Annotated in this window: 9 protein-coding genes; 3 read left to right on the top strand and 6 right to left on the bottom strand. The window is 44.7% G+C overall.

Annotation, left to right across the window (positions count from 1 at the left end; genetic code table 11):
- Window positions 1-75 precede the first annotated feature (75 nt).
- Window positions 76-3081 (bottom strand): ABC transporter ATP-binding protein/permease, encoded by a 3006-nt coding sequence (locus BT127_RS04175; protein WP_075423772.1) that lies wholly within the window; start codon window positions 3079-3081, stop codon window positions 76-78.
- 113 nt (window positions 3082-3194) lie between these two features.
- The gene (gene leuS, locus BT127_RS04170) at window positions 3195-5594 is read right to left on the bottom strand and encodes a leucine--tRNA ligase (RefSeq protein WP_075423771.1); all 2400 of its coding nucleotides are present in this window, start codon (window positions 5592-5594) and stop codon (window positions 3195-3197) included.
- Window positions 5595-5880: 286 nt separating this feature from the next.
- Between leuS and BT127_RS04165 the strand changes: the two genes are divergently transcribed.
- Window positions 5881-6558, top strand: a complete 678-nt coding sequence (locus tag BT127_RS04165; protein WP_075423770.1) for a hypothetical protein — start codon at window positions 5881-5883, stop codon at window positions 6556-6558.
- The gene (locus BT127_RS04160) at window positions 6558-8264 is read left to right on the top strand and encodes a vWA domain-containing protein (RefSeq protein ID WP_075423769.1); all 1707 of its coding nucleotides are present in this window, start codon (window positions 6558-6560) and stop codon (window positions 8262-8264) included. The genes BT127_RS04165 and BT127_RS04160 overlap by 1 nt, the downstream gene beginning before the upstream one ends.
- Window positions 8265-8504: 240 nt before the next feature.
- Here the strand turns inward: BT127_RS04160 and BT127_RS04155 are convergent, their stop codons facing one another.
- From BT127_RS04155 to BT127_RS04145, 3 genes are all read right to left on the bottom strand, one after another.
- A complete protein-coding gene (locus BT127_RS04155; protein WP_075423768.1) occupies window positions 8505-10427 on the bottom strand; it encodes a sensor histidine kinase in 1923 nt (640 codons plus the stop codon).
- Window positions 10428-10489: 62 nt separating this feature from the next.
- Window positions 10490-11935, bottom strand: a complete 1446-nt coding sequence (locus BT127_RS04150) for a sensor histidine kinase (RefSeq protein ID WP_175541909.1) — start codon at window positions 11933-11935, stop codon at window positions 10490-10492.
- A 477-nt stretch (window positions 11936-12412) separates the two neighbouring features.
- Complete coding sequence (locus tag BT127_RS04145) at window positions 12413-13084, bottom strand: response regulator transcription factor (protein WP_075423766.1); 672 nt, start codon at window positions 13082-13084, stop codon at window positions 12413-12415.
- A gap of 310 nt (window positions 13085-13394) precedes the next feature.
- Here BT127_RS04145 and BT127_RS04140 point away from each other — a divergent pair, with 310 nt between their 5' ends.
- Window positions 13395-13889, top strand: a complete 495-nt coding sequence (locus BT127_RS04140) for a hypothetical protein (protein WP_075423765.1) — start codon at window positions 13395-13397, stop codon at window positions 13887-13889.
- Between the two features lie 183 nt (window positions 13890-14072).
- Here the strand turns inward: BT127_RS04140 and BT127_RS04135 are convergent, their stop codons facing one another.
- Window positions 14073-15389 carry a hypothetical protein gene (locus BT127_RS04135; protein ID WP_139275405.1) on the bottom strand — a complete coding sequence of 439 codons (1317 nt, stop codon included), beginning with the start codon at window positions 15387-15389 and terminating at the stop codon, window positions 14073-14075.
- Window positions 15390-16273: the final 884 nt, after the last annotated feature.

The raw sequence follows: 16273 nt of genomic DNA, 5'->3' as shown, positions 1-16273 counted from the left end.
GGACAAGCAAGAAAATTCAGGAGTTAGTTGGTGGAGCAATAGTATTATACAGCAGAAGGGAGGTATTTGTCAATATTATTCTGTTCTCAGTGCGACAACAGGATCCTTCTTGGCAGCGCTTCTTGACGGGATAAGTCCCGAGATAAGGGTGAGAAGTACGCTGATAGTAATGAGTATCAGAGCTGCGGGAAGAGGAAGAACTGCCCGTAGGTTCGTTATACCTGTAAGAGCCTTGATTATCGCATTTATCGGTATAGTCAGGAGCGCCGAGATGATGACTCCGAGAAGTCCCGAGGAGAAACCGATAAGCATCGTTTCTGCATTGAACATGTTGCTTACGTTCCTCTTTGAAGCACCTATGGCACGGAGTATACCTATCTCCTTTGTACGTTCCTGTACCGAGATAAGTGTTATAACTCCTATCATGATAGACGAAACGATGAGCGAAATGCTGACGAATGCAATGAGTACATAGGTTATGGCGTTGATGATTGTTGTTATACCGCTCATCATTATGCCTACATAGTCGGTGTACTTTATCTGCTGCATCTCGTCCTTGCCCTCGTTGTAGTCACTGATAGCGTCCTCGATAACGTCCTTGTTCTCGAAGGATGAAGCGTAGAGGTTAACTGCGGAAGGTTCATCAAGGTCGATATATCCCATTGAGCGGAGATTATCCTCGTAGGTAGAGGAGGAGAACTCCATTATCTGGTCATAGTAGTAAGCGCAGTCTGCGGTGGACATGGACTGCATGAGGGCATCGAGTCCCTTTATCATGTCTTCGGGCTTCATTGCTGCAAGTCCCTTTGCGGCTTCCTGTGCGTACTGAGCCTTTATCTGCTCCTGAACTGCCATAGTGTAGACGTTTTTGATATCATCGTCCGACATATTTTTAAGGTAGTTCTTTATATCGTTTTCGGACATGCTCATCTGCTGTGACATCATCTGTATCATAGCGTTTTCCATATCCTCACGCTTGGCGTTGTTCAGACTGTCGGCAGTCATTTTCTGCAATTCCGCTTCTGAGGGGATAGTGCTGAGCTGCATGAATACAGCAATCTTATCCTGCTGGTTCATAGAGCCGATGTATTTGCGGAATACCTCCTCCTTTTCATCGTCGGAGAGAGTACCTGTATTGGACTTGAAAGGAAGTCCGCTGATAACGTCCTTATCGGGAGTATCAAGCTGTGCTTTGATGACATCAGCTTCACGGGAATTGCTGATTATATACTCGGTAAGCTCTTTTGTATAGCCGATAGAACCTGTGAGCATAGCGGCTGTAGCGTCCTCGTCGGGACGGATGATACCCGATATCTTTACGGGTAGTCCCTTATCGTAGAGGTACTGAAGACCGGTATCTGTCTCGCGGAGGTCGGTGTAGAGTCCCGTAGCTTCATCGTAGCTGTAGCAGTCGGAGTTGAGGACTACCCTGTACTCTGAATCGCACACTTCCTGATAGCTCCATTTTTTCTGCTTGAACTCGCCCAGTGTCTTGCCATTCATAGCGGCATCCATGATAGTGTCTATCTCTTCCTTGGGTTCAAGACCGAGAGCGTAAAGTGCAAGGTCGTTGAGCTGATTGCTGCTGTCAAGGACGAGAACTATCTCATCGTAGCTTGTAGGCCATGAGCCGTACACAAGGTCGTACTGCTTCTCGATAAGGGGACTTATGAGTTCTCCGTTCCTGCCCGAGAGCATTTCCTGCCAGAGCTTTCCTGCGGTATTGCTCGTCATCATACCGCCGCCCATCATAGGTGAAGAAGAGGCGCCGCTCATCATGGACATATCGATGTTCATGCTTTCGGCGATAAGTTCGCTCATAAGCTGCTGAGCATCGGAGATGATGATACTGCCGTCAACGTTCTTGGTATAGACCAGCATATCGTAATCGTAGGAATACTGAACTCCGTTGAGAGCCTCGTGAAGGGAAGAATTTTCGTCGCTTTTTTCCTTCTCGACGAAAGCCTTGAAGGAGCGGAGGTCGTTCTCGTTGCCTTCCGTATCGTTGAAGGCGTTGACTATCTCATATACCGATGAACGCTTGTAGACGCCGTCCATTTCGTGGTCGGACTCCTCTTTTCCGTGTTTCATGAAGGTCTCCATAATTGAGGAGAGGTCGGTATTTGTCTGCTCGATAGTAAGGGGATAGGAAGAAAGTGTTTCCTCCTGTATCGCATCGATGTAGTTCTGAAAGCCCTGTGACACCGAGTAGATAAGAGCTATACCGATGATACCGATGCTTCCTGCGAAGGAGGTGAGCATTGTACGTCCCTTTTTGGTGAAGAGGTTTTTCAGTGAAAGTCCGAGAGAGGTACCGAAGGACATGGAAGGCTTTTTCTTTCTGCCCTTGCTTGTTTCGGCGGTTGACTTGTCGGATTCTGCTTCTGAGGCTGTTTCTTCCTCGGTAAGGGGCATCGTGTCCTCCTGTATAACGCCGTCCAGCATACGAACTGTACGTGTAGCGTACTCTTCTGCAAGGTCGGGGTTATGAGTTACCATGATTACCAGTCTGTCCTTGGCGATATTCTTCAGTATATCCATTACCTGAACGCTGGTCTTTGTATCAAGGGCACCTGTTGGCTCGTCGGCAAGGATGATATCGGGATCGTTAACTATAGCACGGGCGATAGCCACACGCTGCATCTGTCCGCCCGACATCTCCGAGGGACGCTTGTTGAGCTGATTGCCCAGTCCCACTTGTTCAAGAGCTTTTTTTGCACGTTCACGGCGCTCCGACTTTGATACGCCCGAAAGAGTCAGTGCAAGCTCAACGTTCTGGAGAACGGTCTGGTGAGGGATGAGGTTATAGCTCTGGAAAACGAAGCCGATGGAGTGGTTTCGGTAGGCATCCCAGTCCCTGTCCCTGAAGTCCTTTGTGGACCTGCCGTTGATGATGAGGTCGCCCTCTGTGTACTGGTCGAGTCCGCCGATGATGTTGAGCATAGTAGTCTTGCCGCATCCCGAGGGACCGAGTATCGCCACGAATTCCGATTTGCGGAATGAAAGGTCTATACCCTTCAGAGCGTGGACGGTGTTTTCACCTGCAAGGTAATCCTTTTTGATACCTTTTAGTTCAAGCATATTTATCCTCCTTAGTGTAAGCTGTCGGCAGCGCCGGAATGTACGGAATGCCGTCAGTAAGAAAATTTCTCCCTGTTTATGGCAGGGAGAAATTTTAACATCTGTCTGTGAGCTTATTTAACAACGAAGCTCAGTATCTTGTTTGCTCTGTAAATGGTCTTGATGATGTTCTTGCCCTCGATAGCCGCAGCGACCTTTTCGTCAGCCTTTGCAGCTTCAACAGCAACGCTTTCTTCGCAGTCTGTAGGTACGTTTACAGTAGCCTTGAGCTTACCGTTTACCTGTACAGCGATAGCAACTTCGTCATCAACAAGCTTTGCTTCATCATATGAAGGCCACTGTGCAACTGATATGAAGCCTTCGCCGCCGAAGCTCTCCCATATCTCCTCGCAGAGATGCGGAGCAAAAGGACAAAGGAGCTTGAGCATAGTGAGGTACTGTTCCTTGCCGATGCTGCCTTCAGCCTCGGCATCGTTCATGAATGTCATGAGAGCAGCGATAGCTGTGTTGTACTTCATCTTCTCTATATCGTCGGATACCTTCTTGATAGTCTTGTGGAGCTTGCTTTCAAGTCCGCTTACGGGAGCGTCCTGAACAGATTCCGAAAGGTTAGCCACACGGTCGAGGAAGCGCTTGCAGCCTCTGAGTGAGCTGTCGCTCCACGGGATAGCTGCGCTGTATTCGCCCATAAAGAGTACGTAAGTTCTGAGAGTATCCGCACCGAAGCGGTCAACTATTTCAAGGGGATCAACAACGTTGCCCTTGGACTTGCTCATCTTGCTTCCGTCAGGACCGAGGATGAGTCCCTGAGCACTTCTCTTCTTGTAAGGCTCAAATGTTGGAACTGCACCGATATCGTAGAGGAAGTGGTGCCAGAAGCGTGAATAGATCATATGTCTTGTAACATGCTCCATTCCGCCGTTATACCAGTCTACAGGCATCCAGTATTTCAGCTTTTCTGGATCTGCGAGAGCCTTGTCATTGTGAGGATCGATGTATCTGAGGAAGTACCATGAAGAACCTGCCCACTGAGGCATTGTATCGGTCTCTCTCTTTGCATCGCCGCCGCACTTTGGGCACTTGCAGTTAACGAATGAATCTATCTTAGCCAGAGGGGACTGACCGTCCTCACCGGGCTGGAAGTTCTCAACATCAGGCAGACGGAGAGGGAGCTCCTCGTAAGGAACAGCAACCATTCCGCAGCTCGGGCAGTGAACTATCGGGATAGGCTCGCCCCAGTAACGCTGACGGTTGAATGCCCATTCCTTCATTTTATACTGTACGGCAGCTTCGCCTGTGCCGTTCTTTTCAAGCTCCTCTATCATGCGCTTGATAGAGTCCTTCTTGTTGTTGTAGCCGTTGAGGAAGCCTGAGTTGACCATTTCGCCGTCGCCTGCATAAGCCTCCTTGGAGATATCGCCGCCGAGTATTACCTCGCGGATATCAATGCCGAACTTCTTTGCGAAGTCGTAGTCACGCTGGTCGTGAGCAGGAACAGCCATGATAGCACCTGTACCGTAGCCGACCATAACATAGTCAGCGATGAATACGGGAACTTCCTCGCCGTTTACAGGGTTCACAGCAGTAAGACCTTCAAGCTTTACGCCTGTCTTGTCCTTGTTGAGCTGAGTACGCTCGAATTCGCTCTTCTTAGCGCACTCGTCCTTGTAAGCGTTTACAGCGTCCATATTCTTTATCATTGAAGCGCACTTCTCGATGAGCGGATGCTCGGGAGCGATTACCAGGAAAGTAACGCCGAAGAGAGTGTCGGGACGTGTTGTGTATACCTTTATTTTTTCGTCATTTCCGCTGATGCCGAAGTTTACGAATGCACCCTCGGAACGTCCTATCCAGTTTTTCTGCTGAGCCTTGATGTTCTCGGGGTAATCCACCTCTTCAAGTCCTTCAAGGAGCTTATCAGCGTATCTTGTGATGCGGAGGTACCATACTTCCTTTGACTTCTGTACGATGTCGCTGTGGCAGATATCGCACTTTCCGCCCTGGCTGTCCTCGTTTGAGAGAACGACCTTGCAGGAAGGACAGTAGTTGACCATAGTCTTGTCACGGAAAACGAGACCATTCTCGAACATTTTGAGGAATATCCACTGAGTCCACTTATAGTAGTCCTCATCTGTAGTATCGATAACGCGGTTCCAGTCGAAGGAGAATCCCACACGTTTCATCTGCTCTGTGAAATGAGCGATATTCTTATCGGTAACGACTCTCGGGTGAGTATTGGTCTTTATAGCGTAGTTTTCGGCAGGAAGTCCGAAAGCATCGAAGCCGATAGGGAAGAGTACGTTATAGCCTTCCATGCGGCGTTTTCTTGAAACTGCTTCAAGACCTGCATAAGCCTTGATGTGACCAACGTGCATACCTGCACCGCTTGGATATGGGAACTCAACGAGTCCGTAGAATTTCGGCTTTGAGCTGTTGTCCTCAGCGCCGAAAACATTGGCAGTCTCCCATTTCTTCTGCCACTTGGGTTCATAGCTTTTGAAATCGATATTCATTGTTTATTCCTCCAATATACCTGTTTGGAAGCGACAGGTAAAAATAACATAAGGTGGTGTGCAGGTGCCATTCGAGCATACTAACACATAATATAACATTATATCATGAAGATGAGAATATGTCAATAGCGGCGTTCCTTTCAGAAATCACTGCTTTCTGCTTTCTGATCTCTGCGCACTGATAACCGAATAAATTTGTATACAAGATTGACAATCATGTAAAAATAGTATATAATGTATAGGATAATAATACAGCTTTAAAGCTGATCGGGGTGAAAAAACTGCTATGAAAAAATACACGGGACAGATAATCTTCAATCTGATCGTTGCTCTTTCGGGAGCATTGCTCTACGGAGCGGCGGGAATAGGGGATTCAACGGGAGCTTCTATAGCTTTCGTGCTGGTGCTTATGTCGCTTCTCAGCGGAGGCAACTATTACTTCATCAAGCTTGCTTCCACGGGAAAGAAAGCCTTCCAGCCTTCCTACGTCATCAACGAGCAGACATTTGATAATCTCAATGAACCCAAGGACTACCTTGAAGTCATGAAGAACCTTAAGAACTATCCGCTGTGCCGTCAGGAGGCATCTCGTATGATCGAACAGTGGGAGCTCTATAAGAAGAAGTCCGAAGCTCTCGATGCCATAACCTCCAGCGGAGGCGTCTATGAGGTTGTAAATCAGGACGTTGAATCGGTCATGCTGAACAATATGACGCTTTTCATGAAGCGTTCGGCAATTCTCCAGGCTGCATCACGTCAGGATGAGATAAACATGCACAGAGCTTACCTGAGAGAGCTTACGGGACGAAATGAGAAGATACTTAACGACTATACGAATCTGCTGATCGAAGCTTCACAGCTTACAGGCGATGATTCGGGCAAATCCGAGGTAAAATCGCTCAATCTCATTATAGATTCCATAAGAGAATACAGGAAAGAACTTGAAAGAGAGGTAAATGAATAATGAAATCAAGCAAAGCACCGCTTCTGATAGCAGTTGTCGGAGTTATCGCAACAATGGCTATCATGATAGCTCTTATCTCAAAGCCTGTTAAGGATAACAGGAACGAGCCAAGGGGTTCGGCAAGCAATATCACTATCGATAATCCCGAACAGGTACTTACAAAGTCCCTTAAGGACATCAAGGTAAAAACAGCTACAAAGCGTCAGGGTACAGTTGATTACTCCGACAAGGCTGCTGCAAATCTTCCTAATATCGAAACAAAATATCCTCTTACGGTAGAGGGTACAGGCGATGTTGACATCGAGATATTCTCGACCTCCGAAAAGGCAGGAAAGAATAACAACGGCTGGCTCAACGAGATAGCACAGCAGTTCAATTCTCAGAACAACAAGCTTTCAAACGGCAAGACGGTATCAATAAGCGTAAGAAGCATACCTTCGGGAGCTTCATCCGATTACATATCCAATAACGTTTATGTTCCGCAGGCTTATACTCCTTCAAACACTCTCTTCGGAGAGCTTGCTGTCGCACAGGGCGCAAAGCTTGATCTTGCGGCAGAATCTCTCGTATCCAATACAGCAGGCATCGCTATTTCACGTACAGCATCTTCCGAAATACAGAGCAAGTACGGTTCGGTAACTTTTGAAACCGTAGTTGATTCAGTAGTGGACGGCGAGCTTCAAATGGGTTACACTTACCCCTATACTTCCGCTACAGGACTTAACTTCCTCGTAAATGCTCTTCAGTATTTCGACGGAAACGATATGCTCAGCCAGGGTGCTGTTTCAAAGTTCCAGCAGCTTCAGAAGGGCATTCCCTTCGTATGCTACACTACCGACCAGATGGTAAACGCTATGCAGAACGGTACATTACAGGCAGGCGTTGTTGAGTATCAGGCATACACAAACAGTCCTGTACTCAAAGGCTCTTACGATTTCATACCTTTCGGCTATAAACACAGCAATCCTCTTTACAGCGTCGGTGACCTTTCAGCTGACCAGCGTGAAGCTTTACAGAAGTTCGTTGACTATGCACTTAACGATCAGTCACAGTCGCTTGCAAAGAAGTACGGATTCGATCCGGACGAGAGCTACAGCTACAATACAAAGCAGATAAGCGGTTCCGACATCATGAACGCACAGCGTCTCTGGAAGCAGGAAAAAGATTCGGGTACTCCGACTATCGCACTCTTCATTGCCGACGTTTCGGGAAGTATGAACGGCGATCCGCTTCTCAGACTCAAGGAGTCACTCCTTGAAGCCTCCAAGAACATAAAGGCTGAGAACCATATTGGACTTCTTTCATACAGCGATGATGTAACACTCGAGCTTCCGATCGGTGAGTTCGGACTGGAACAGCGTTCCTACTTTGCAGGTGCAGTCGAGAATCTTCGTGCAGGCGGAAATACTGCTACATATGACGCACTGCTTGTAGGTATAGACATGATAAACAAGGCAAAGCAGGATATGCCCGAAGCCAAGACTATGATATTCGTACTCAGTGACGGAATGTGCAACCGCGGAGTTGATTTCAAGACTTCGGCAGGTATAGTTAATCACTACGGCATACCGATCTACACTATAGGCTACAACGAGCAGATAGATTCTCTTAAGGAACTCTCGTCCATAAATGAGGCTGTCTATATCGACGCAGATAACGACGACGTTGTATACGAGCTCTCAGCTCTCTTCAACGCTCAGATGTAAAATAATTTGGGGATTCTAAAGGGATACCATCCCTTTAGCGGATTCCAAAGGCAGAGCCTTTGGTGGGGTTAGAGGGGCAACGCCCCTCAATCTACAAAGCGCCCCGCAAAGGGTGAATTTCAAAACAGTCCGGTGGACTGTTTTGAAAGAGGGAACGCCCTGCAAGAGAGGGCGTTCCCTGATAAAACCATTCTTTTTTGAAAAGCTGAACGGCATATCATAACGATATGCCGTTTTTATTTATAGCTTTATCCATGCACTAAAGCATGAATCGTCACAGGAAAGCTTTAGTTTATAGCCGTTTCTCCTTAAAGCGGTGTCAGCTATAGAGAGTCCGAGTCCGCTGCTGTTTTTGTCGTGACGTGAGGCATCACCCTTGACAAAAGGCTTTTTAAGTCCCTTGATATCGACCTTACGGGTAACATCGTTTGTTATGCGGTATTCGCTGTTTTTCATAGTGACGCTGATGCTTCCGCCTTTGGGTGTGTATTTCACCGCATTGGAAACGAGGTTCTCGATCGCATCGGTCAATGTAGCTTCCTCAGCATTTATACCGTAATTACCTTCAATGCTTAGAGTTATCTTACGTTCTTCAAGCTGTAATCTGTACTTCTCAAAGGCGTTTTCGGTGAGACTGCGCAAGCTTACCTTACTTATCACACGCTTCTGCATTTTTTCGATCTCGGCGAGCTTAAGAGTCTTTTTTATCATAGAGTCGGTATAGGCGACGTTCTCCATTATCGAGCCGAGATATCGCATTTCCTTTTCGTCTGCAATGTCCTTGCGCTGGTCAATGAGATTTTCGGCATATCCGCCTATAGCTGCAAGTGGAGTTTTCAGGTCGTGGGCGAGGTTATTGGTTAGAGTACGCTGATAGTCCTCCATAGCGCAGGAAGTCTTGTTCAGGAAGCCTTTGACCGCACTGTATATCAGGGCAATTATGGTTAACAGAATGAATAATACGATAAAATCAAATATAAAGATCACCTTGGCGAGTATATAGATATTATCAGGCAGTGTCCTGTAGTAAGTAATGTAAACGAGCTTCTGTCCATTATAATCAATAACGTTAGCGGCTTTGGCTATATTCGGGTTATAGCGCAGATTTAAGCTATACCATTCTTCATAATTGCCGTATTCTCTGACAAGAGTTTCATCTACAGCAGTTCCCATTGAATCTGCTTCTTCACGAGCCTGAATATACTTCTCGCGTGTATAATAATAGTTTTTGATATTATTACAGAACTCCTTATCGGAGTTGCAGAACATCGTTGTCCAACCTGTGGGTGGCTCATCATATTTTTCGGGATCATAATATGTATCCTTGCGTTCAATAAGTTCATAATTGCTGTCGTCGCAGTCTATGAAAATGGTATCTGTTACTACTATATCTATGGGTTCAGCAATTATGCCGTCCTCTGTTGGCTCGTCATAATAGTGCATTTTCCCTGTAGATAGTTCAACTTCGTGCGGGATAAATGTATGGTCCGATCGATTGACATAGGCGCTTTTTATTTTGTAATCATAATATTCACCTGTCTGCATTGAACGATCATCAAATAGTCTCTTCTTTATGCAATAGGCTGTAAGCTTTTTGTTTCCGAGACTCTCTAAATCACAAGTATACAAGTTGTTCAGAATCGTATGATACTTATTTGTATTTTTATCAGTCGGTTCAGACTTGATAAAGATCACTTCTTTTGAATTATCGGCTGCAATATCCTTACTGTATATAACTGAACCCAATATAAAATTACCGCATAAAAAATCAAGATCAGCGCCTTTTTTTGCAAGTTCATGAGCGATCCAGCTTATTATCTCTGTATCAAGACTCATAATAGAAATTCCGAATATATCAGCACTGGAACTTACTTCAGCAAAACCTCGATAACTATGGCTTACGAGAAATGCATCAAAATTTATATCAGTAATTTCAATATCCCCGGATTCACTTAGTTCATTTATAATTTCAATATTTCTTGAATGTATATTCTCAACATAATCTGTGTATTTTTCTGTAATTAGTTCAAGATCATGTGCTTCAATGCGCCTTGCACCTATTGCCGATGCTATCAGAACTATTACCATACACCACGGAAAAATGTTTTTGAACGTTCTTCTTTTGCGCTTATCGAGGAATTTTGTGAAGCGGTTAACTTTCATATTTACACCTCCTTATTATTCGCTTATATACTGTTCCTGCAACGGCTTTATCGGAACGATTATTACAGCTTTACAACTGCTGTGAATTGTGAATCGTCGCAGGAGATGGTAAGCCTGTATCCGTTTCTGTTGAGGGCACTTTCAGCTATAGAGAGTCCGAGTCCGCTGCTGTTTTTGTCATGACGTGATGAGTCTCCCTTGACGAAAGGTTTTTTTAGCTCACTTGTATCGATTTTTTGGGTAACATCGTTTGTAATGCGGTATTCTCTATCCTGTATATTGACAGTTATGCATCCGTCTTTGCGTGTGTATTTCACCGCATTGGAAACGAGGTTCTCGATCGCATCGGTTATTGTAGCTTCCTCTGCTTCGACAGTGGTGTCGCCGTTGATGCTGAGGGTTATGTTCCTCTCTTCAAGCTGTAATCTGTACTTCCCGAAGGCATTTTCGGTGATATCGCGCAAGCTTACCTTACTTATCACAAGCTTCTGCATTTTATCTATCTCGGCGAGTTTAAGAGTCTTTTTTATCATAGAGTCGGTATAGGCAACGTTCTCCTTTATCGAGCCGAGATAACGCAACTCCTTTTCGTCTGCGCTGTCCTTGCGCTGTTCAATGAGGTTTTCGGCATAGTCACCAATGGCCGCAAGTGGAGTTTTCAGGTCGTTGGCGAGTTTATTGGTGAGAGTCCGCTGATAGTCCTCCATAGCGTGGGAAGCCTTGTTGAGGAAGCTTTTGACCACACTGTATATCAGGGAGATAATAGTTAATAATAAAAAATAGTCAATCAAACAACGGATAAATACATACTTTTGGTTTTTAAGTATCGGTTCAAATGTATAATATGTAACGTAATCAAATTCCTGATCATTAACTTTTATTGTATCTTCAATTTTACCTAAATTAAATGCACCGTTTTTGATCTCCATATCTTCCTTTAGAGCTAAAAAATCTTCATACTTAGCCTTCCGTTCATACTTATCCCTATCATTCGGAATGGTTTGATAATCCCTGAGCGCATCAACGAACTCCTTATAGTTATTATGCCATGGTGAAAAGTATACGCCGTTAAACGCAGGATATACGGCTTCACCATTATCTATTTCTGATTGAAGGACTTTATTATTTATTAATTGGTAATTGCTGTCATCAAAATCAATGACTATTTTTTCTGTTACAGCATCTTTCGGTTCGATCTCATTACCGTCTTCATCCACAACTCTCTTTCCCTTGATCACTTCTATTTCGTGCGGAACAAATGTTTGATCGTTTGGGTTTACATATATACTGTTCACTTCATAACGATAAGAAGTACCTGTTTCATATTCAGCATAGGAATCCCAGGAATTGTATTTATAAAAATCCTCACGAATTTTAAACAATTCCTCATTGCCGAGCTTATCCATATCACAGGTATAACGATGCAGATCATAATAATCACTATAATGTTCAAAATCATCACTGTTGTCGGCATCAGGCGGTTTCTGAAATAAAACCGTTGCATACATTTTATTAATATTATCTGAATAATAGTTTCCTTGTTCATCAGAAATGTAGGATACAATTATACAATCAAATATGTTGACTTCGAAAAATTTAGCATGGAATTTACAGCACCAGATCCAAAAAGGTTTGTAATGAAAAAATGGAGATATGATCATAGTTGATAAAGGTGGTACAGTATAAAAAAACCAAATATGGTCATTTGCGAGATATGTCCTTGTACCGAGCGCATCAATATTGATATCTGAATAATCATAATCATCATGATTTAAAAGCTCTGTCCAACGAGAGCGTTCGTCTTTAATATAATCTACCAACATATCTTCCTTAAAATCCGTATCTTTTTTTACTGAATTATTTGCTAAAACCGCTGACAGTATCAGACTCAGTACCATACACCACGGAAAAATGTTTTTGAAAGTCCTTCTTTTGCGTTTGCCGAGGAATCTCGTGAAGCGGTTCACTTTCATATTTACCCCTCCTTATTCGGTCAGTTTATAACCTCTTCCTACAAGTGTTTTTATCTGAGAACCTGCGGGACCGAGTGCCTTTCTCAGCTTTTTTATATGATTGTCAACGACTCTGTCGCTGCCGAAATAGTCATATCCCCAGACCACATCCAGAAGCTTGTTCCTGTCCACAACCCAGTTGACGTGATCCAGAAGATAGCGCAGTATAGCGAACTCCTTAGGTGGAAGCTCAACTTCATTTCCGTCCGCAAAGCAGCGCAGAGTACGGGTATCGAGAGTTATCTTACCGCAGACCAGTGTGAAAGACTCGGGACGTCTCTCTGCACGTCTTATCAGCGCCTCGCACTTCATGAAGAGTGCGGAAAGGAGGAATGGTTTGACTATATAGTCGTCGCATCCGAGGTCGTAGCCGTAGAGCACATCCTCCTCGCGTCCTCTTGCGGTGATGAAAATGACGGGTATATCGCAGGTGCGGCGTATCTTTCGGCAGAGCGAGAAACCGTCCGTACCGGGAAGCATGATGTCGAGCAGTACAAGGTCATGGTCGCCGAGACTGTTCTCTATGACTTCGATAGCATCGTCGCCCGTGTTTACTGCGGTAACAGCACTTCCCTTATTGGTGAAGTATTCGGTTATAACTTCGCATATCTGAAGATCGTCCTCGATCAGTAGAATTTTGTTCATATCAAGAAGCTCCTTGTGTTTATGATTATATTATATCTGTGCCGTATGTCTTTTGTGTGTCCTTTTCGGGTGGTTTTTATATTTCGCATATAAGAACATTATAATAGTAAAAGGGGAACAAGTCAATAACCGTAAAAAGGGGGAGGGGAAATGCATCAAAAGTAACATAATTGTGCATAACAGATAAAAAACAAATAAAAAAAGCATGTTTCTTCTAACAAAAAAACTGTCTCTTTATTGTCAGCATGCCCGAATGTTATATATGAAACGGAAAGAAAGCCGTTAAAATATGAAACAGGAGTGATCTATTATGAAAAAGAATTTCAAGTCAATCGCAGCAGCAGCTCTCTCTACAGCTCTTATGTGCAGCGTATGTGCTGCAGGTTCAGCTCTCGGAGCTAACGCAGAGGAAGAGGCACCCGTTGCAGTAGCAGTTGCTGAGGCAAACGGTGCAGAGGAAGCTACAGAGGCTGCAACAGCAGAAGCAGCTACTGAAGCAGCAACAGAGGAAGCAACAGAGGCTGCAACAGAGGCAGCTACTGAGGAAGCAACAGAAGCAGCTACAGAGGCTGCAACAGAGGCAGCTACTGAGGAAGTTACAGAGGCACCTGCTACAACAGCAGCACCTGCAACAACTGCAAAGGCTACTACAACAGCTAAGGCTACAACAACTGCAAAGGCTACTACAAAGGCAGCATCAAAGAGCGGTTCACCTAAGACAGGCGACGCATTCCCAGGTATGGCTGTAGCAGCAACAGCACTCGTAGCAGCAGCAGCTGGTATTGCTTCACGCAAGAAGGACTAATCGTCCACCTCGTACATTTTACAGTTCATATGAACTAAGACGGTTCTTTACTGGACCGTCTTATTTTTTTGCCATAATGAAAACAGCAGCCGCAAGAAGCAGCTGCTGTTTCACTAATTTTCCCTGGATGATCAGAACTTCGGGAACGCCTTACCCAAAGCTCCGCAGTTAATTCGATTTCCATCAACCGAGATCCGCATTATTGGACTCGATAGCTATATATCCGTCGTATGATGAACCTGCCGGCAGGTATGCATCACCCGGATAAGGATTGAGGTCTTCGTTGTATATGCCTCTTGTGAAGAGGTAGCTCTGCATGAGTTTTCTGCTTCTTGCAGCGTCTATGAAGAGGTCGCTTGCATTAGCATTGGATTTGTAACGGATATCGATAGGATAAACGTCGCCTACCTCAACATCGGGAGGAAGTATGAACTTGAATGTGTACATCTGACCTTCCATACCGCTGTTGCCTGCGGCAGCAGTTGTGATAAAGAAGCCTGACATTCCGTCTTCTTCGTCTGCACTCTCGTCGTTCTTTGTTGAAACTGAGAGATACTTTGTAGCGTCGCCCTTCTTGACATCGGGTTCGCCGAATGGGTTTGCAACTACCTGTAAACGGCTGTCGTAATAGATGTGCATACCTGAAGTAGCCCAGCGTCCTTCAACGTTACCGTGGAGAGTGAGGGTAACTTCTCTTTCGGGATTTTCAACAGCATCGCTGATAGAGATAACTTCCTTGCTTACCTCGATAGAAGGCTTTTCTTCGCACTGGTCTACCTCTACCTGAGAGATACCGCCGTCAGGTACCTTTGAGCTGTCGATAGCAATATATCCGTCGTATGATGAACCCTCGGGGAGGTACTCATCGCCTTCGTAAGGATTTGTAGTATCGTTATAGATACCTCTTGTGAAGAGATATCCCTGCATTGCCTTGTTCTTTCTTGAAGCGTCAAGGAAGAGATCCTCGCAGTTGTTATTTGATTTGTAAATGATATCGATAGGGAATACATCTCCCTCTGCAACGTCAGCAGGAAGATTGATGTCGAAAGTAAAGAGGTCTCCGTCCATACCGTTGTTGCCTGCGCTTGCAGCTGCAACGAAGAAGCCGTTCATATCCTGGTCAACGGCAGTAGGATCGTCCTGGACAGTCAGGTTCATGTAACTTGTACCCACGCCTTTTTGGACATCGGGAGCGCCGAATGGGTTAAGGTTTGTGCTTGTTCTTTTATCGTAGTAAACGTGAAGACCGAGTGTGCCCCATTCGCACGAAGTTCCGCCCGAAAGCTTTACAGTTACCTTTCTTGTGGGAGAAGCCTGAGCTTCATCAAGGGAGATGACCTCCTTGGTAACATCGATGACGGGTTTGATTGCTGATCTGTCGAAATCAGACTGCTTCAGTACCTTTTCCTGACTTGCAGATACATGTGCAGAAGCTGCAACGATTGCAGTACCTCCCACCACAACAGCAGCAATTGCGCTTTTGATTGAATTCCATTTCATGTTTTTGTTCATTCCTTTCAAAATACTTGACCTGTGATCGCCGAACAATGTGTTTTGCAGTACCACGCCTCCTTAAGCAGTGGAACGATGATCGTTGAATCGTTCCGAAGCAAATAATACGGCTGATAGCGGGACTTTTTGTATTATCTGCCGCACGCAGATGAAGAGCCGCCAAAGTAATCTTTGTATGACCGTTATATCCCCATACAGTCACATTCTTACGATCGATGTAAACAGTATCGGGAGCATATATACTGCGCCTGTCCATGTGACAGGTTTCCCTCCCTGCGGCATATATGCTGATTATCCCCCTATACTGTCGGTCTATAGCGAATATCACCGAAGCAGACCTTCTCGCCGTTAGCTCCGATGACGATGAAGAATGCAAGGTACATTTCAGGTGTACCGCACAGCCTCCGAGTGACGGAAAGAGGTTCTGCGGTACATCCGAAAAAGTAACAAAGTTTACATCTTCATAAAACCTTAACAAATTTATTGTTTACGGATTGAACAAACTATTTTTTTAAAATTATATCATGTTACAGCAAATGTAACAATTACATATCGTATCAGATTTTATGACATTTTGTCCCATTTGCAGTTTTTCGATAAAAATGTCTCACTTAATGAAGTCTTTTTTGCATTTATGCATTAAATATTAAGTGCGTTAAGACGTTTAAGCTAAATCATACAAATTAGGCAGCCGAAGAACCCGAAAAACAGCCAAAGTTAAACTGCTCAAAAATGAAAAAAATCTGTTGAGTCGTCAGTATAAAGTGCTTATTTGGTTATGATATTTACATCACTGAAAAATCCCTTTTTGACCGTCCTGATACCGCATTTGAATGGTAATTTTGTTTTTTTACAGAACAAAATATTTTTTG

The sequence above is a fragment of the Ruminococcus sp. XPD3002 genome, assembly GCA_900119535.1.
In the GTDB taxonomy this organism is placed as follows: Bacteria; Bacillota; Clostridia; order Oscillospirales; family Ruminococcaceae; genus Ruminococcus; species Ruminococcus flavefaciens_H.
Note: the sequence above shows the minus strand (reverse complement) of the source record. Positions and strands in the feature narration are given on the sequence as shown.

What these genes read in the sequence shown, in the direction of transcription:
- BT127_RS04145 (WP_075423766.1), bottom strand. Translation starts at nt 13,084, where the DNA reads ATGAACAAAATTCTACTGATCGAGGACGATCTTCAGATATGCGAAGTT.
- leuS (WP_075423771.1), bottom strand. Translation starts at nt 5,594, where the DNA reads ATGAATATCGATTTCAAAAGCTATGAACCCAAGTGGCAGAAGAAATGG.
- BT127_RS04175 (WP_075423772.1), bottom strand. Translation starts at nt 3,081, where the DNA reads ATGCTTGAACTAAAAGGTATCAAAAAGGATTACCTTGCAGGTGAAAAC.
- BT127_RS04155 (WP_075423768.1), bottom strand. Translation starts at nt 10,427, where the DNA reads ATGAAAGTTAACCGCTTCACAAAATTCCTCGATAAGCGCAAAAGAAGA.
- BT127_RS04135 (WP_139275405.1), bottom strand. Translation starts at nt 15,389, where the DNA reads ATGAAATGGAATTCAATCAAAAGCGCAATTGCTGCTGTTGTGGTGGGA.
- BT127_RS04165 (WP_075423770.1), top strand. Translation starts at nt 5,881, where the DNA reads ATGAAAAAATACACGGGACAGATAATCTTCAATCTGATCGTTGCTCTT.
- BT127_RS04150 (WP_175541909.1), bottom strand. Translation starts at nt 11,935, where the DNA reads ATGTATGCAACGGTTTTATTTCAGAAACCGCCTGATGCCGACAACAGT.
- BT127_RS04140 (WP_075423765.1), top strand. Translation starts at nt 13,395, where the DNA reads ATGAAAAAGAATTTCAAGTCAATCGCAGCAGCAGCTCTCTCTACAGCT.
- BT127_RS04160 (WP_075423769.1), top strand. Translation starts at nt 6,558, where the DNA reads ATGAAATCAAGCAAAGCACCGCTTCTGATAGCAGTTGTCGGAGTTATC.